We start from the raw sequence: 18,034 nt of genomic DNA on the forward strand, positions 1-18,034 counted from the left end.
CCGACGCACCGCGACGCCCCCGGGTCATGATGCCGCGCACGTGGAGGTCACGGTGCCGTGCAGGGCAGTCTCGAAGAACGGGAGGACGTCGGGAAGGCTGCGGTACGCGGCCCACCCGTGGTTGACGCCCGGGTAGAGGTGGAAGGTGAGGTTCTCCCCCGCGGCGCAGAGCTTCGCGGCGAATGCCTCGGTCGACGTCGGCCGCACGAGCTGGTCGGCGAGACCCTGGCCGATGAAGATCGGGACGGTGATCGGCGCGTTTCCGGCACTGTTCTCGGTGAGGATGCTCGCCCACGGCTCCGTCTTGGCGGGATCGGCGGTGAGGTAGGCGCCGATGAGCGGCCCGGCGATGCGATGCAGCTCGGGGTCGAGGAGGCAGAGGCCCGACATCTGCGGTGTCGCGGCCGCCCCCGCGGAGGTGAGGATCGCGCCGAGATCGTCGGTCGGGTAGGCGTCGCGGTACGCGGCCTGCATCGCGGGGATCGCGTAGGAGGCGATGCTCACGCCAGAGATATCGCCGATGTCGTCGTCGAGAAGGGTCGGCAAGGTGGCGGCGGGCGCGGCGACCGCTACGGCGACGAGATGCAGCTCGGGGGCATACGAGCCGATGCGCTGTGCGGCGAACAGGGAGGCCTGCCCACCCTGCGAATGGCCCCAGAGCAGCACCTGGTTGCTCAGGTCGGAGGACGGCAGCTGCCGGGCGGCGCGCACCGCGTCGAGCATGCTGTTCGACTCCGGGACGCCGAGCAGGTAGGACGACGCTCCGGCGACACCCATGCCCGGGTAGTCGGCAGCGACGACCGCGAACCCGGCCGCGAGCATCGTGTCGAGTCCCTCCATCAGCTCGAACGGGTCGGTGGCGAGCGACGGGGCGCAGTTCTGTGCGGCACCGGTGGTGGGATGCCCCCAGGCGACGACGACGCGTCCGTCGTGCGGGGCGAGCACGGTGGGCTCGACGACGACGGCGGATGCCGCGATGTCACGACCCTGCAGATCGCGCGTGTGATAGATGATGCGCCAGGCCTGCGCGCCCTGCGGTGCCTCGGGGATCGCGCGCATGCGGATGATCTCCCCGGGAGATCCGGCGGGAAGGTCGGCGGGTACCTCGTAGAACGACGCGAGGGAGGCGGCATCCTGCTGCTGCACGACGTGGCGCACGACGGCCGACGGAACGACGATGAGGGCGGCCGTGAGGGCGAAGACGCCCGCGAGCGCCCAGCGCCTGCGGCGGCGCGCCCGGCGGACGGGCGGGTCCAGTCGCGGGCGGTTCATGCGCGGCTGTTCGCGCGCGCGGCGGCCTCGGCGATGGCCTCGAGGAGGGGCGGCACGTCGTCGCGGGGAACCGAGGCGGTCACGACATGAAGTCCGTGCGGGTTTGCGCGGGCGATCTCGAGTGCCTCGCGAAGTCCGTCGACGGTGTCGACACGCACCGACCGCGTGGCGCCGAGGGCGGTGGCGAGTCCCACCCAGTCCCAGGCGGCGATGTCGTTGTAGTCGGCGTCGGGCCCGTGGATGGCGCGCTCGACCGTGTATCCGCTGTTGTCGACGATGACGACCACCGCCGGCACGTGCCGGCGCGCGAGGGTGCCGAGTTCGCCGATCGTGAGCTGTGCCGCCCCGTCGCCGATGAGGAGCACAGGACGCCTCACCGGAGCGGCGAGCGCCGCGCCCAGGATGCCGGGGAGCGTATAGCCGATCGATGCCCACAGGGGCTGCCCCATGAACAGGGTGTCGGCGGGCAGTCGGTGGGCGCCCATCCCGTAGAACGAGGTGCCCTGGTCAGCCATGACGAGATCGCCGGGTCGCAGCCAGGCGCTGACGGTGGCCCACAGCGAATCCTGCCTGAGGGCGTCGTTCGGCGCGGGCGCCGGGAACGCCGGAGGCCGCTCGGACGGCGGCGCCGGCATGCGCGCGGTGCGCGCCGCGACGAGTTCGGTGATGACGTCGATCGCGTTCGTCATGGCGATCGGGCCATAGGTGACGCCGCCGATGGACGAGGTCGTGCCGTCGATGACGATCGTGCCGGACTCCGGCAGATGCTGGCTGAAGAACCCCGAGGTGAGGTCGGTGAACTGGGTGCCGATCTGCACGAGTGCGTCGGCGTCTTCCACGGTGGCGCGCACGACTTCGCGGCTCGCTGCGCCCACGTACGTGCCGACGAACGTGGCGGCTGACTCGTCGACGACGCGCCGACCCCACAGCAGTGTGGCGTGCGGGATGCCGGTGCCGAGCAGGTTCGCGAGGGCGGGTTCGGCGCCGAAGCGTTCGACCAGGATGTCGGCGAGGACTGCGGGACGCGTGGCGTCGGCGATGAGCGGTGCCGCCGCGTCACGGAAACGTGCGAGAGCACGCGCGTTCGTCTGGTCGTGCGCGCGCAGGAGCCCCCGGGTCGACGGCTCGACCTCGGCGAGGCCCACATCGGCGGGGATGACGATGTACCCGGGAAGTCGACGATCGAGCACCTCGCGGATGACGTGGTCGATCTCGGAGGTCGCGTTCTCGAGCGTGAGCGACGCCTGGACGGCCGTCACCTCGGCGTGCATGCGCAGGAAGTGCTTGAAGTCGCCGTCGCCGAGCGTGTGATGTGTGGGCCGACCGGCACGCTGCGTGGCTGTCGACGGAGCGCCCACGACGTGGATGACCGGCACCCGCTCCGCGTAGCTCCCGGCGATGCCGTTGATGGCGCTGAGCTCCCCCACCCCGAAGGTCGTGCACACCACCCCGAGGCCGCGCACACGGGCGTAGCCGTCGGCGGCATAGGCGGCGCCGAGCTCGGCGCTGCATCCGACCCAGTCGATGTCGGGATGGGCCTCGACACGATCGAGCATCGTCAACGTGAAGTCGCCGGGCACCCCGAACATACGCTCGACGCCGAGGGCGGTGAGGCGATCGAGCAGGTGATCGATGACCGTGTAGGTGAGGGGGGAAGGGCTCATGTCACCCACTCTGTCCCTCGCGCGGGAAGAGGGGACTGTGCACTTCGACCAGTTCTCGGTGCAGCGGCGACAGTCCGCGACACTGCACGTTCCGTCGTGTCGTGGCCGCGGCATCCGTTCGTAGAAATGTCATGGCACCACGCCAGCCGCTGAAAGGACCCGCCATGACCACCGCCGACTCATTCCCGCCCACCCGCGCCCGCTGTGCGATCGGCCTCATCGTGCCGCGTCTGAGCGAGGTGCGTCGTGCCTCACGGGGCCGGATGCTGCGCCGCGCCGTCAGTGCGATCGTCGGGCGGCGGGCGGTGGGTGGATGACGGAGAGGTGACGCGGTGCTCGCGCAGCCCGGTCTCGGCCGGGACGACGAAGCCCTGATGGAGATCTCGTCTCATCAGGGCTTCAGACCGCTGCACGTCGAGGTCCTGAGCTCCTACGGCCTAAGCGGCGGTGAGAGAACACGCCCCGCTCAGGGGCGCCATCCGAGGGGTGCGATGTGCGCAAGCGACCTCGCATCCTGAAAAGGCGGGGTCGTTCCGACTCGCGCGGGAGCTCATATTCCCGCGAACCCGACGGAGACGAGAAAGGCGCAAAGCGTCGAACTCAGCACCCCGAAACCTATGCCGAGAGAAGTCCTCGTCCCCACGGTCGCGGTGCGCATGAGCCATGGAGACGCAATCAACAGCCCCGTGGAGCCGAGTAGCGCAACGTAGGACAGAATGAGAACTCCGGGCGCCGCGGCGCCCTGGACGATGCCCCCGCTCGCCCCTGCCATAACGACGTTGACCAAGCCGATGAGCACGAAACCAGCGCTGGTCGGAATCAGCTGGTTCGGCTTCGGACCCCTGAAGAAGCGAGACGACTCATCCCCGCCGAACGTTCGCATCGCGCGGCTGATCTCGATTCGCCACACGAAAAGGAGAGTCCCACCGAGCACAGCCGTCGTGCCTATCAGCGCGTGAAGGAACACCTCACCCTGGTTCACCGCTCCCCCGTCCCGCAGAGTGCCCGGAGAACTCCCCCTGCTCGTCACGCCCGACCGCGGCATCCGTTCGTCACACACTATTCCGCCGGGCACGCACCGGGACGAAAAGCACTCACGAGCGTCGACTCGATTCGCGCGCCATCCGGGTATATGGCGGTCTCACTCGGAGCGTCCGGGCGACGTGCACCGACACTCACATGTCGGATGCTGCGGCGCGCCGCGCCGCGCGTACGATCGTCGGGCGCAGGGAGTGACACGTGCGTCTCAACGCACGTAGCAAGCACTCGGGGCGTGACCCGCCTGTCCGGACACCTTTAGTCTTGCCTCGGCTTCCCGGAACGGTGGTTGAGAGGATGTCGCAGCTTCTGAGAGGAGAAGTGGTCGTATGCCGAGACCGTATCCGTCCGAGCTCCGAAGCCTGACTCGAGCCGTCCGCCGCCTTCACCACCCTAATTCGACCCCCCACCGGCCCCACCGAACCCCTCAACGAATGCTTCGAACATATGCTCGGCTCCACCCTCTGCGTCAGCAACCTCACCAACCACATCGCCCCCAGCCTGCTCTAAACCGGGAGCTTCCGAACCCGATTACGCGCCTGGGCGCGAGCACTCCGCGAGCCACCTGAACCTCCCAGCCGGACAGGATCAGACGCGAAACCAGGAGGCGGTGTCGGTCGGACAGTCGGGGGCGGAGCTGCTGGAGAGGACCCGCGAGCCCCAGCCGACGGGCGCCTTGAACGGCTCCCCTCCGAAGACCACGACACACGTTAAGGCGCCGCGCCTGTAAGCGAGCACGTCATCTCGCTCCGTGGCGATCCACTCAAGGGGCGCGGCGGGATCGATCGTCCGTCGCGTGGCGATCGCCTCACGGTAGAAGCTCAGGACACTCTCGTCGTGCTCCTCGCGGGCAACCGTGAAGTCGCGGAACCAATCGGGTAGCGGAAGCCATGAGATGCCCTCCGTGAATCCGAAGGGCGGCGCATCGCCCGACCACGGCAGCGGCACGCGGCATCCGTCACGCCCGTGCTCCTCGCCGCCGGAGCGCTCCCAGATCGGGTCGCGCCGCGCGCTATCGGGAAGGTCCTGCACCTCGGGGAGACCGAGCTCCTCGCCCTGGAAGAGGAACACGGACCCAGGAAGGCCGAGCACAAACATCAGTGCGGCCGTGGCCCGCGACGTGCCGAGAGCGACGTCGACGCGCCCCCGCGCACGCGTGCGCAGCGCGTTGGGGTCGGCGCTGCGCACCGGCTCGGGTTCGACGAGTCCGTAGCGCGAGACCGAGCGGTGCACGTCGTGGCTGTTGAGCGCCCATGCGGGGCCACCGCCGGCCGGGTCGAGGGCCGCGAAGGTCTCCCGGACGGAACGCTCGAACGCGGCGGCCTCGAAGGGCTGCTGCATGAGATCGAAGTAGAACGCCTGGTGCAGCTCTCCGGGCCGCACGTAGTCAGCGATCGCCGCGGGAGGAAGCCACACCTCGCCGAGGAGCGTGCGCGGAGGCGTGTAGCTGTCCGCGATGCGGCGCCATCGCTCAAAGATCGCGTGCACGCCGGGCTGGTTCCACAGGTACGGGTTGTCACCCTCGGGGTCGTCGAGGTCGGGCAGCCCCGGCGCCTTCACCATCGCGTAGGCGACATCGATCCGGAAGCCGTCCACGCCGCGATCGAACCAGGTGCGCAAGACACCGTCGAACATCTCCGCGACCTCGGAGTGCTCCCAGTTGAAGTCGGGCTGCGAGGTGTCGAAGGCGTGCAGGTACCACTGTCCGTCGGGTACCCGCGTCCACGCGGGGCCGCCGAACGTCGAGCGCCAGTTGTTCGGAGGCTCCTCTCCCCCCGACCCCCGGCCCTCGCGGAAGTGGAACCGGGCGCGCTCCGGCGACCCCGCGCCCGCGCGCAGCGCCGCTTGAAACCAGGGATGCTGATCCGAGCAGTGGTTCGGAACGAGGTCCATCATGAGTCGGATGCCCCGCGCCCGGCACGCGTCCCGCAGTCGCTCGAACGCCGGCATCCCCCCGTAGAGCGGATCGACGACCGTGTAGTCGGCGACGTCGTACCCGCCGTCCCGGTTCGGCGACGGGTAGCAGGGGTTGAGCCAGATCGCGTCGACGCCGAGTCGCGCGATGTGGTCGAGCCGCGCCGTCACGCCGCCGAGATCGCCGATCCCGTCGCCGTCGCTGTCGGCGAAGGAGCGGAGATAGAGCTGATAGACGACACTGCTGCGCCACCAGTCGGTGTCGGGGAGGGGAGATTCTGTCACCGGGTCAGGGTCCTACCGTGAGATTGTCGAGGTTGATCGCGCCGACGCTGCCCGTGCACCAGACGACGACGGTGTGCAGGCCCGCGGTGAGCGTCACGGGTACGGAGAGCGTCGTCCACGAGTCCCACGTCCCCTGCGCGGGGAAGGTGGGGGTGGCGACTTGCTGGCCGTCGACCGCGACGACCCGCGTCGCGGTGGATCCGCCGTTTCCGTAACGCAGCGTCAGGTGGTAGTTGCCCGCGGTGGCCGCGTTGATCGTGAACGAGACGCCGCTGCCGGCCTGATAGAAGTTGTCGACGAAACCGGTGCCGGTGTAGCCGGCGTGGTCGGTGTTCGTGCCGACGTTCGTACGGATCGCGTTCTCTGCTTCATAGCGGTTCGCGCTCGGGGTCGTGAAGCCGCGGTCGACGTAGATCATGTCCCACGCTTTGAGCTGCGGCACCGTGAAGCTGAGGTAGCGCCCGGAGGAGTCCGTGCCGACGGTGTAGCTGAGGCTCGTGCTCGCGTCGTTCCCGGCATCGGGCGTGGCCACGCGCACCGCGGTGGGGTTCTCGTCGGGCCCGATGTAGTACTTCACCGCGAGGTTGGTCAGCACGGGCGTCGTCGTCTTGCCCGCGTCGCGCCACGTGTTGTCGTTGCCGATGAGGTTGATGAGGTGGATGACGTCGTCGTTCGCCGTCTTCTTCACGTTCGTCCAGATCGTGTTCGCGGAGGCGTCGCCCGACGTGGACTGACCCGCGATCGAGACGAACTGCGAGCCGGAGTCGACGGAGTGCACGTCGGGTCCGTAGAGGAGGTTCTCGTAGGCGGTGATGAAGTCGTAATAGTTCTTCTGCCACGCCCGGAGGTCGTTCGTCATCTGCTTGTTGTGGTCGGGGAAGTAGGGCGCCGAGAGCATCGAGTCGCCCTGAGACATCTCGATGTGGGTTGCCCCCGCCGCGGCGATCGCCGCGTTCTCGAGCTCGACGGAGTTCGTGTCGAGGGTGCCGAGCACGAGGTTGTCGAGGTTGACGAAGCCGCTGTTGCCGGTGCCGACCGAGATCGTCACGGTGTGCGTCCCGGCCGTGAGGCTCGGGGTCACGATGTCGGCGTCGAAGTGCCAGTTGTTCCAGTTGCCGTCGGTGGGCATCGTGACGGTGCCCACCGTCGTGCCGTCGACCGCGACGGTGCGCGTCGCGTCGCCGGCGGCACCGTTCGCGTACCGGAAGACGAGACTGTAGCGCCGCGCCTCGGGTGCCGTGATCGTGAAGGTCACGGCGTCGCCCGCGTTGCCGTAGTTGGCGACGAAGCCCGTCCCGGTGTACCCGGGGTGGTCGCTCATGACGGTCAGCCCGCTCGTGCGGGACGCGTTCTCCGCCTCGTACGTCGGGCCTGCGTCATCCTTCGTGTTGGGGTAGGCGGCGATGATCGACGGGATGACGCCGCCTGATTCCTGCTTCTGCGTATCGAGGTACGACTTCATCGCAAGGTAGGTTTCGTGGTTGTCCCACAGCTCGCTGTAGAGGTAGTTGGTGTTGCCGCCCGTCGCGACGTTGTCGCCGCCGAAGCCGTCGACCGCGTTGAAGCCGAGCACCTTGCTGCTGCCCAGAGCCGTCCGCGAGGCAGCGACGAGGGAGGCGAGGCCCGCGGGCAGGTCGACGGGATTGCCCGAGGTGTCGGTCATCGCGCCCCAGTTGCCGAGCTGGTCGAGGTGCACGCCGTCGAAGCCCATCGTGTTCACCTCATCGAGGTACTTGGCCGTGATGAAGCTCTGCCAGTTCGTGTTGGCCGGATTGAAGATGTAGAGGTTCGTGTTGGGCTGGTTCGGCTTCATCTCGAACGCCCAAGGCTGGCCGGAGGAGGCGTACTTCAGCGCCCAGCTCGGGTCGACGCCCGAGACGCTCTGGTAGTTCTGCAGCCCGGCGTACGACATCGAGTACGGCAGGGCCAGCGCACCATCCGCGTGGACGGCCGCGATGTCGTTCTGCACGGTCGTCGGCGAGATGACGTCGCCGTTCCAGGCCGTCCATGTGGTGGGCAAGGCGCCACCGCTCGTGCGCTGCACGGGGTTCTCGTGCCGCCACATCCAGTCATAGAACTGGAACGCGTTGATGTGGTAGTTCTGCACGAGCTGGTCGACGTCGGCCTGCGCCTGCGCCGTGGTCGTCCCGGACGGGTATCCCGTGAGCGCCGCGGGACGCGGGAAATGGGTCGCATCGCTCGAGACGTCGATCGCCGTCTGCGTCGTCGACGACCCCGCGGTGACCGTCACGAGGTACCCGGTGAAGTCGGTCGCGGGAGCCGTCGTGGTCCAGGTGACGGACTGAGATCCGCTTGCGGCAACCGTCACGGTCGTGGAACCGGTCGCAACCGTCGCGCCCAGATGGCTGACGGTGAAGCCGACCGTGCCGCTCCAGGAGCCGGCGCCGCTCGTCTCGGCGACGACGGCCGTCACCGTAACGGAGTCGCCCGGGTTGTAACGCGCCTGGCCGACGTAGGCGCGCGTGAGCGAGGGGGTTCCGCCACTCGCATACGCGGCGGAACCCGTGAGGACGGTGGCCGCCGTCACGACCGCGGCGAGACTTGCGGCCAGCAGAATGCGACCGAGGGAAGGCAACGTGCGAGACATCTTTGTACTCCTCACGAGGGGGTGGGTGTGGGATCGATCAGGACGAGCTGCCACCGCAGAGGCGAGGGCAGCTGCGCGATGACGTCGTCGCCGTCGACCGTGAGGGCGACATCGACGAGCTCGGGGTGGAGGTCGGGGTCCGCCCAGCGGATGCGGGGCAGGGAGGTGCCCATGCGCCGCATCCGCAGTGTCGCGACGCCAGGGTCTCCGTGGGGGGCCCGGGGGGCATCCCACAGCGTGTCGGTCTGCCCCGTGAGATTGATCGCGTGGAGGACGTAGCGTCCCCCCGCGACCTGGGTAATCCGCCGCCAGACGGTACCGGCGACCGCGGCCTCGTGCACCGCGACCTCGGCGTACGAGATGTCGAGGTCACCGTTGTAGTCGGCGGCGAAGCTGCCGGTGACCTCGACGACATCGGGCGGGAAGAGCAGATCGTGATGCGCGACGGCGAAGTCGTAGTAGCGCTGCAGGAGGCCCGCCGTGCTCGCCTCGGTGCGGTGGTTGCGGACGTAGTACGGGTCGACGAGGATGCGATCAGCCTCGCCCGCGAGCAGGTGCGTCGCACCGTGCGAGAAGAGCGTCGCCATCGTCAGCGCCGTGGCGCGATCCGCCTCCTCGGCACCCGCGCTGTCGTAGACGTGCTGATAGGCGGCGATGACGACCGGCTTTCCGCACACGACCGCACGGGCGCGGTCCACGGTCCGCGCGAGGTGACCGAGTTCGAGCTGGGGCTTCCAGACCTCGATGTAGACGGCGTCCTGGCGCGTGCCCGCGGTCGCCCACGTGGGGAAGTCGTTGACGTTGTTGAAGACGAGACGACCCTCGGGGAGCTCCTCGCGGACGCCCTCGATGAGGTGGCAGAAGCTCGCGGCGACGTCGATGATCGCGCCGTCCGGCCGGTGCGCCCGCTTGGGATAGCCGTACTGGTCGAGGTGGAAGCCGTCGAAGCCGACCGAGGCGGCGGTGGCCGCCAGGTCGGCCCGGAAGTGGGCGAGCCAGTCGGGCGCAGCGGGATCGAGTACGAAGAGGAAGTCGCCGAGCGAGTAGGGCGCACCCGACGCGGTCAGCAATGCGTCGTGCTGCCACCGCGGCCATTCCCGCGGTCCCGCCGCGTAGACGGCCGCATACCCGAGGGCGTCCGCGCCGACGGAATGGCACGCCTCGATGAGGCGGCGTACGGTCTCGAGCGACACGGGCTGCCCCAGGGCGTCATCGTAGGTCTCACCGCCGCCGAGGAGGTCGGCGTGGCGATAGGCCCAGTCGTAGAACTGCACGCCCGTGAGATGCAGGCGCCTCAGGTTGTCGGTCACGGCGCCCAGATCGCGTCCCGGGGCGTAGTCGACGACGAAGCCGTAGCGCAACGTCGCACGGGGGTCGTCGGTCACCTGCACCGCGGTCCGGGCGTCGCCGAGGCGCACGCCGTAGCCGCCGGCCGGGAGTGCGCCGAGCGACACGATGCCGTCGGCGTCGACCTCGCGGCGGGCGGCGGGATCGCCGAGGCGGAAGACCTCGAGCGGTGCGGGGCTCTCGAGGCCCCGCACCTCGATCTCGACGAGTTCGCCAGGGGCAAAGATGACACGGGTGGGCAGTAGCTCGAGCATGCGGTTCATCCCTTGACCGCACCGCTGGTGAGGCCCTGTACGAAGTAGCGCTGGAAGACGAGGAAGATCACGATGACGGGGACGACGGCGATGACCGACGCAGCGAAGACGAGCCCCCAGAGCGTCGAGTTCTGTCCCTGGAGGAGCGCGATCGCGATGGGGAGCGTGCGCTTGTTGGGGTCGTTGATCGTCGTGAGGGCCCACGTGAACTCGTCCCACGAAGCGAGGAACGTGAAGATCGTGCACGTCGCGAGGACGGGTCGCGAGAGCGGGAGGATGAGTCGCGCGTAGCGCGTGAACGCGCCCGCTCCGTCGATCTGCATCGCCTCCTCGAGCTCCATCGGGATCGCCTCGAAGAAGCCGCGCAGCAGGAACGTGTTCAGGGCCAGGGTCGAGCCGGCGTAGAAGATGACGAGACCGAGGAGCGAGTCGATGAGCCCGAGCGATTTGGCGAGCGTGAATTGCGGGATGACGAGCATGATCGCCGGGATCATCAGCCCGAGCAGCAGGAGGCGGAAGAGCACCTCGCGCCCGCGGAACCGGAATCGGGCGAACCCGTAAGCCATCATCGAGCTGAACAGGAGCGAAAGGGCCGTACTCGCGACCGCGACGACGAGCGAGTTGAGGAAGTAGAGCGCGAAACCCTGCGTCGTCCAGACGCGCAGGTAGTTGTCGAAGGTCGCCGGGTTCGGGATGAACTGCGGTGGGATCGTCAGCACGTAGATCTGGCTCTTGAACGACGTCGAGAGCATGTACACGAACGGCAGGATCATGATCGCCGCGCCGACCGTCAGGACGAGGTAGTAGCCCAGCCCTCCCGCGACGCGGGACGCGCGCACCCGGCTCACGAGAGCTCTCCCGCGTCGCCGCGGAATAAGCGCAGCTGGATGCCGGAGAGGATGAAGACCCCGATCGTGAGGAGGACCGCGATCGCCGATCCGTAGCCGAAGTCGAGGTTCGAGAAGGCCTGCTTGTACATGTAGGTCAGAAGCACCTGTGTCGAGTCGGCCGGGCCGCCGCCGGTCATGAGGAGGACGGAGACGAAGACGTTGAGCCCGCCGATGACGAGCATCACGGTCACGAACAGGAGGGCGGGCCGGATGGCGGGGAGGATCGCGGCCCGGAACGTGTTCCAGCGACCTGCGCCGTCGAGCTCCGCGGCCTCGAGGAGGTCTTTCGAGACGCCCTGGAGCGCGGCGAGGAAGATCATCATCGACCAGCCCACACCCTTCCAGACCCCGAGCGCGGAGATCGCGATCATCGCGGTCCAGCGCCCCGATAGCCACGAGATGTTCTCACTCGTGGCGTGCGTGACGTCTGTGAGGAACCAGTTGACGATGCCCTTGTCGGCGAAGAGGTATTGGAACAGCAGGGTCACGACGACCCAGCTCGTGACGACGGGCAGGTAGAACAGCACGCGGTAGAGCGCGCGCCCCGGCGCCCTGCGGTTGAGGAGGATCGCGACGAGGAGGCCGAGGATGATCTGCGGCGGCACCGTGAGCAGCATGTACAGGCCGCTGTTAACGGTGCTCTGCCAGAAGAGCGGATCGTGGAAGGCGCGGGTGTAGTTGTCGAAGCCAATGAAGGTGCTCACGGAGCCCGCCACGACGTTCCAGTCGTAGAGGCTCATCTGGAATGCCTTGACCATCGGGTAGGCGATGAGCAGGATGAACATCGCCATGCCGGGGGCCAGGAAGACGTAGGGCGTCAGCGGGAAGCGGCGACGCCGGCGCGGCTCTGCCGTGGTGGAGCGGGGCCGACCGACCCGACGGCTCAGGGGGGCGACCTCGGCCGTTCCTGTTCCGGTCATCGGGTTCTCCCTTCGTTCGTCGAGTCGGTCGGCACGAGTTCAGCTGGTCTTCGTCAGCAGCGGATCGATCGCGGCAGCGGCGTTGTCGAGCGCCTGCTGCACGGTCTCCGTGCCCTGGAAGGCCTTGGTCAGCTCGTCCTGCAGCGCGCTGTCGATCGCGGAGGCCTGCGGCACCGAGGGACGCGGCTTGGCGGTCGCCAGCTGGGTAATGAAGGGCGCGAAGGCCGGAACGGCCGCCTGTTCCTGCGCGTCGAGCGACTTCACGACCGACATCTGGCCGGTCTTGGCCATGTTGATCTGGTAGTCCGCCGTCTGCGTGAAGGCGATGAACTTCGCCGCGGCGTCCTGGTTCTTCGACGCCGTCGTCATGACGATGTCCTCACCGCCGACGACGGAGATGGATCCCCCGGGACCGGCCGGGACCGCGCTGTAGACGGGCTTGAAGTTGGGGTACTGGCCCTGCCAGATCGCCGCCATCCACGGACCGTCGAGGATGCTCGCGTAGGCGCCGCCGGGCAGGCCGTCCTGGGTCGAGGTCGCACCCTTGTTGCCGATGATCAGGTTAGGGATGTAGCCGGCCTTGTACAGGTCGACGAGCATCTGTACCGCGGCGACGCTCTTCGGGCCGTTGAGGTAGCCCGTCGCCTTCGTCTGGTCGGGGTTGGTGATCTCGCCACCGCCGGACCAGATCCAGGGGTAGACGTTCCACCCCTGGAGGCCGCCGTCGGCGAAGACCTGGACGCCCGCCTTCGCGAGCGCCGGCGCGTTGGCCTGGAACTGGTCGAATGTCGCAGGCGGGGCCGTGATACCAGCCTTCGCGAGCGCGTCGGGGTTCGAGATCAGCACGCGGGTGTTCGTGTCGAGCGGGAGACCGTAGTAGTGGTCGCCGAACTTGTTAGTCGCGAGGCTGCCGGGGTAGGTGTCGTCGGCGAGCTTCTGAAAGTTGGGCATGACCTGGTCGAGCGGGGCGAAGACCTTGAGCGAGCCGAACTTGGGAACCCAGCCGATGTCGGCGCGGACGAGGTCGGGCAGGTCGCCCGCCGCGGCGCCGGTCGTGAGCTTCTGCTGCAGCGAGTCGTACGGCATGTCGACGTAGTTGATCGTGATGCCCGGGTTCGCCTTCTCGAAGGCCGGGATGATCGTGTTCTGCAGCATGTCGGTCTGGGCGGAATTGCCGCCGTTGCCGTAGGTCCCCCAGAACGTGAGGGTGACCGGTCCGGAGCTCTGGGAGCTGCCTGAGCCGCCGGAGCAGCCGGTCAGGGTCAGGGCGGCCGCCGCTGCGACGGCGACCAGGACAGGGATGGGACGTACCATGTGACTCTCCTTTGAGTGCTGCTCGTGGAACTTCCCACGAGGTCGGTGGTGCGTGAGGGGTACTGCGGTCGGTGCTGGAGGGACGGGGCGATCCTGCGCGGGGGTTCAGTCCACGAGGGTCTCGGTGAGCTGGCTGAGGTTGCGCAGCACACCCTGTCGGAGCATGGTCGCGGCGGCTCCCCGCGCCCATGTCTCGTCGGGCAGAGGGCGGACCAGGAGCGTGCAGTCCTGTGCCGCGGTGGAGAACGCGTCTCGGGCGAGCTCGGCCCGCAAGGCGTCGATGAAGAAGTCGGATGCCGCCAGGCCCTCCCCCGAGAGGACGACGAGCGGGGGGTTGAGGAGGTTGAGCACCGTCGCGATCGCGCGCCCCACGGAGGTGCCGGCTTCGGCGAAGACGGCGCGGGCGTCGTCGTCGCCCGAGTGCGCGGCCGCGATGAGCTGCGCGAGCGTCGTGAGGCGCCGGTCGCTGCGCCGCGACATCGCCGCGAGGAGGCCCTCGTCGCCGACCGCGGCCTCGAGGCATCCGCGCTTGCCGCAATGGCACTGCGGGCCGTCGGCCGCTACGACCATGTGCCCCAGCTCGCCCGCGGAGCCGCTCACGCCTCGCCAGAGCTTGCCGTCGATCACGAGGGCACAGCCGACGCCGACGCCGAGCGTGACGACGGCGAAGCTGTCGAATGCGGAGCCGGGACCGAACCACTGCTCGGCGACGGCCAGGGCGTTGACGTCGTTCTCGAGCGCGACCTCCACGCGGAGCCGCTCGGCGACCATCTGTTCGAGGGGTACGTTGTACCAGCCGAGGAAGGGCGCTTGCACGATGACCCCGCGGGCGGCATCAACATGGCCGCCGAGGGCGATGCCCACTCCGAGGAGCCGGTCGTGGGCGGCCGGCGAGTTCGCGAGGAGCACGGCCGCCAGGTCGGCGATCAGCTCGACGACGTGGGTCGGGCTCACATCGTCGAACTTGATGCGGCGGGAGGACTGGACCTCGGCGTGCAGGTCGGCCATGACGCCGACGAGCTCTCCCCGCATCAGCTTGATCCCGATCGCGTAGTGCCGCTGAGCGTCGACCTGCAGCGGGATCTGCGGACGACCCGGAACACCGGCCTCGCGATCGCGCTCGACGAGGTACCCGTGCGTGAGCATGGGCCGGACGAGCTTCGTGACGGCGGCTGCGGACAGACCCGTGATCCGGGCGGTGTCGCGCCGGGAGAGGGGGCCGCGCGTGAGGACCGTCTCGAACACAGCACCGAGGTGGTGCTCACGCGAGCCGAAGCGCGTCACGACGTCGGTCGGCGTCTCTTCCGGCATCCGTCCAGGCTCCTTCGGCTCGCGGTGTGGGACTCCCCATCCTGACACGGATTAATTACTGTCGTCAAGTAACCGGCGGAAAGGGGATGTTCCTTCGGGATGACAGATCTGCAATTACGCAGATTCAGATCTTGTTTGCTTGACAGCAGCAACCAAACGGGTCGAGACTCCCGCCTGGGTTCGACGGGAGCCCATCCCAGCTCGACACAAGGAGGCGTCGATGCATCGTTCACTCACCTCACGGCTCGCACCAGCCGTCGTCCTCGCTCTCGTGGGCTCCGCCGCGCTCGTCGCGGTCGCGGTGCCCGCGAGCGCGACGACTCCACCGACCTCACCATCGACGGAGACCGCCCGCAGCCTCTACATGAACAACTGGACCGATACGACGGGCATCTGGATGGCACCGCAGCTGGCCCAGACCGACTCGAACACGCAGTACGGACCGCGCCTCGGGGAACTGCACTACTCCCCGTCCGGCGCGACGTCGGCCTCGGCGGTCAACCAGATCGTCGACTACACGGGCTTCTTCCGCGACGAGACGCACAGCACCAAGTACGACCAGGTGCACGGCTTCTCGGCCGCGACGGGCTACCTCGACTCGGGCGGTGTGCTGCGCAGCGACTACGGCGCCTACAACGGCACCGCGACCTCGGTCTCGATCGGCCGCGACTACGCGTTCGTCCCCAATCAGCACTTCATGGTCGTGCAGTACCGTCTGCACAACCCGGGAACAAGCGCAGTGACGCTGAATGTGCTGGATGCCGTGCACCTGAACAACACGGGCTCGTCGGGGCAGAACGTGACGGCAACGTGGGATGCGACGCGCACCGCTGCCACGGCGGACATGTCGGCCAGCGGCCAGTACCACGTGGTGCTCGGCGCCCTCGACGGAGCCGACGGCTACCAGGTCGGCGACGACACCAACTCGACGCTCACGAGCTCGACGGTCGCGCCCTGGTATGCATTCGACAACAACGGCACACTGCCGAACAACACCGCCGTGACCGCAATGAACGTCGACCTCGCGATCAACAAGCGGGTGAGCGTGCCCGCGGGCGGAGACGCGACGGCATCCTTCTACCTCGCGATCGGCGACACGACCGCCCACGCGAACGCGGCGGCAGACACCGCACGCGCCCAGACGGGCTCGACGTGGTTGTCCACGACGACGAGCGCCTACTCGAGCTGGCTGGCCGCCGGCGCGCAAACGACGAGCAACTTCACGGACGCGGGCCTCTCGACGGCCTACGACCGCGCGCTCGTCGCGATGAAGGAGTCGCAGAGCCCCGTGCTCGGCGTCTGGCCGGCCGCGACCAACCCGATCGCCTACGGCTACAAGAGCTGGGTGCGCGACTCCGCCGTCACGGCGCTCGCTCTCGACTCCGCCGGGCACCACGCGGAGGCAGACAAGTACTTCCGCTGGCTCGCGGGCGTGCAGTACACCGACGGGTCGTTCGGAACGACCTACGACACCTGGACGGGACAGCACGTGAGCTTCGTCGAGCCCGAGCTCGACAGCGTCGGGATCTTCCTGATCGGCTCCTATCGGCACTGGCTGCAAACGGGCGACAACGGCTTCCGCGACGCGGTCTGGCCCGCGCTGCAGAAGGCGGCGAACTTCGTCTCGAACAACATCGCGAGCAACGGGTTCGGCCCGAAGGACGCATCCATCTGGGAGGAGACGCAGGAGTACAACGCCTTCACGCAGGCCCTCTACGTGAGCGGTCTGTGGGCCGCGGAGGCGGTCGCGCAGAGCAAGTCCGACACGAGCGATGCCGACACGTGGAGCCACGCGGCCGGCTCGATCGCGACGGCGCTGCAGGCGAGCTCACTCAACTCGCCGGCCGGCATGTGGAACTCGCCTGACAACTACTTCAACCGGGCCGTCAACGCCGACAACACGGGCCGCACGACGGTGGACTCGTCCTCCGACATGCTCATGGTCTCCGGCGTGGTCGACCCGGCGAGCAGCCGGGCGGTCTCGCACCTGTCGAAGATCATCTCGACGCTGACGCACGACACGTACGGGATCGCACGCTACCAGGGCGACAACTTCTACTACACGTCGCCCTACAGCCCGGCCGGCAACGAGGCGCTCGCCGCCGAGCCGTCGTGGCCGCAGATGTCGATGTACGCCGCGATCGACGACGTCTACACGGGCAACACGAGCGACGCTCTGAACCGCCTCACGTGGTACGTGACGCGGACCGCGGTCGGGTACATGCCCCCGGGAGAGGCGGTATCCAACGTCAGCCAGAAGCCGATCATCTCGACGATGGTCGAGCCGGTGACTGGCGCCTGGTACGTCCTGGCGGCGCTCGCGTACACGAACCAGACGGACACGCGCACCTACGCGCCCATCAGCGATGCCGGCGCGAATGCGAGCCTCACGGTGAGCTCGGGCACGACGGGCGACTGGCCGCAGTGGAACCCGATCCCCTACTTCGTCTCGAAGCAGGGCAGCGAGGCGAGCGGCGACGCGAACACCGACATCAAGAACGTCGCTGTGGCCAACGATGCGAACAACATCTACATCCGCATCGACAACGCGTCGGGAACGCTGCCCGGCTACAACACGGCGCCGAAGTTCGGTGTCAACGTCTACGCGGGCGACTACTCGGGCAACACCTCGACCGCGACTTCGACGACGGCGCTCTACGGGGCGACGCTCCCGCGGCCGGCGGCATTCATGGTGGGCCGCTGGTCTGACTCGAACAACTACGCTCACTTCTCGCGCAGTGGCGGATCGTGGACGGCGGACTCGTCGATAACGTCGGTCATCGCGCCGCAGTGGGATCCGTCCACGGGTCGCATCGAGGTCGTCATCCCGCGCAGCGCGTTGACGAGCGGTTCGGCGAGCGACTGGTCGGTGCAGCCGATCACGATTGCCCTCGTCCGCCAGAACCCGTCGACGGGATCCTGGTCGGAGGACGACCAGATCACGCTGCGCTACCGGCTGACGCCGACGAGCACCGCCTGGATCTACGGCAACGTCCGCTGATGTTCACGGCCAGTGAAGTAGCAACGGTATCTGATTGACCGTGCGGCGGGCCGGGCAATTGCTCCCGGCCCGCCGCACCCGATCGCGTGGACAACCGAGACGGGTCGCGGTTAACGTCACTTGGCTGCGGCGAACACTTCGCAGAGATCTGCGCGAAATTCTCAATCAGAAACGACGGCGATTCATGTGACAGCGCTCGTCGAAACGGTGAACGGG

Annotated in this window: 12 protein-coding genes; 2 read left to right on the forward strand and 10 right to left on the reverse strand. The window is 68.2% G+C overall.

Translation table 11 applies throughout. The annotated features are described in order from the left end of the window. Nucleotides 1-24: 24 nt before the first annotated feature. Both BGO15_RS14465 and BGO15_RS14470 read right to left on the reverse strand, forming a co-directional pair. Entirely contained in the window at nucleotides 25-1,272 is a 1,248-nt protein-coding gene (locus tag BGO15_RS14465; protein WP_056520081.1) for a lipase family protein, read from the reverse strand. After that, entirely contained in the window at nucleotides 1,269-2,936 is a 1,668-nt protein-coding gene (locus tag BGO15_RS14470) for an alpha-keto acid decarboxylase family protein (protein ID WP_056520093.1), read from the reverse strand. The genes BGO15_RS14465 and BGO15_RS14470 overlap by 4 nt, the downstream gene beginning before the upstream one ends. A gap of 164 nt (nucleotides 2,937-3,100) precedes the next feature. Between BGO15_RS14470 and BGO15_RS14475 the strand changes: the two genes are divergently transcribed. Further along, nucleotides 3,101-3,253, forward strand: coding sequence for a hypothetical protein (locus tag BGO15_RS14475; protein ID WP_156454841.1), 153 nt, complete (start codon nucleotides 3,101-3,103; stop codon nucleotides 3,251-3,253). 233 nt (nucleotides 3,254-3,486) lie between these two features. On the opposite strand, the gene BGO15_RS14480 is transcribed toward BGO15_RS14475, so the two are convergent. The 8 genes from BGO15_RS14480 to BGO15_RS14515 all read right to left on the reverse strand — a co-directional run bounded on the left by BGO15_RS14480 (nucleotide 3,487) and on the right by BGO15_RS14515 (nucleotide 14,817). Then, on the reverse strand, nucleotides 3,487-3,918 hold the full coding sequence (locus BGO15_RS14480) for a hypothetical protein (protein WP_156454779.1): 432 nt from the start codon (nucleotides 3,916-3,918) through the stop codon (nucleotides 3,487-3,489). A 644-nt stretch (nucleotides 3,919-4,562) separates the two neighbouring features. Further along, the gene (locus BGO15_RS14485; protein ID WP_056208407.1) at nucleotides 4,563-6,173 is read right to left on the reverse strand and encodes a glycoside hydrolase family 13 protein; all 1,611 of its coding nucleotides are present in this window, start codon (nucleotides 6,171-6,173) and stop codon (nucleotides 4,563-4,565) included. Between the two features lie 4 nt (nucleotides 6,174-6,177). After that, nucleotides 6,178-8,781, reverse strand: a complete 2,604-nt coding sequence (locus BGO15_RS14490) for a glycoside hydrolase family 66 protein (RefSeq protein WP_056519258.1) — start codon at nucleotides 8,779-8,781, stop codon at nucleotides 6,178-6,180. 11 nt (nucleotides 8,782-8,792) lie between these two features. After that, on the reverse strand, nucleotides 8,793-10,382 hold the full coding sequence (locus tag BGO15_RS14495) for a glycoside hydrolase family 66 protein (protein WP_162237854.1): 1,590 nt from the start codon (nucleotides 10,380-10,382) through the stop codon (nucleotides 8,793-8,795). 5 nt (nucleotides 10,383-10,387) lie between these two features. Continuing rightward, nucleotides 10,388-11,230 carry a carbohydrate ABC transporter permease gene (locus tag BGO15_RS14500; RefSeq protein WP_056519261.1) on the reverse strand — a complete coding sequence of 281 codons (843 nt, stop codon included), beginning with the start codon at nucleotides 11,228-11,230 and terminating at the stop codon, nucleotides 10,388-10,390. Next, nucleotides 11,227-12,192: a carbohydrate ABC transporter permease gene (locus BGO15_RS14505; RefSeq protein ID WP_082483156.1), complete on the reverse strand. Its 966-nt coding sequence runs from the start codon at nucleotides 12,190-12,192 to the stop codon at nucleotides 11,227-11,229. The genes BGO15_RS14500 and BGO15_RS14505 overlap by 4 nt, the downstream gene beginning before the upstream one ends. Before the next feature lie 39 nt (nucleotides 12,193-12,231). Continuing rightward, complete coding sequence (locus BGO15_RS14510) at nucleotides 12,232-13,506, reverse strand: extracellular solute-binding protein (protein WP_056208417.1); 1,275 nt, start codon at nucleotides 13,504-13,506, stop codon at nucleotides 12,232-12,234. Between the two features lie 105 nt (nucleotides 13,507-13,611). After that, entirely contained in the window at nucleotides 13,612-14,817 is a 1,206-nt protein-coding gene (locus BGO15_RS14515) for an ROK family protein (RefSeq protein ID WP_056208420.1), read from the reverse strand. A gap of 220 nt (nucleotides 14,818-15,037) precedes the next feature. Between BGO15_RS14515 and BGO15_RS14520 the strand changes: the two genes are divergently transcribed. After that, nucleotides 15,038-17,818, forward strand: a complete 2,781-nt coding sequence (locus BGO15_RS14520; protein WP_056208423.1) for a glycoside hydrolase family 15 protein — start codon at nucleotides 15,038-15,040, stop codon at nucleotides 17,816-17,818. Nucleotides 17,819-18,034: the final 216 nt, after the last annotated feature.

Origin of the sequence: Microbacterium sp. 71-23, assembly GCF_001897265.1 — a bacterium.
GTDB classification, from domain to species: Bacteria; Actinomycetota; Actinomycetes; order Actinomycetales; family Microbacteriaceae; genus Microbacterium; species Microbacterium ginsengisoli.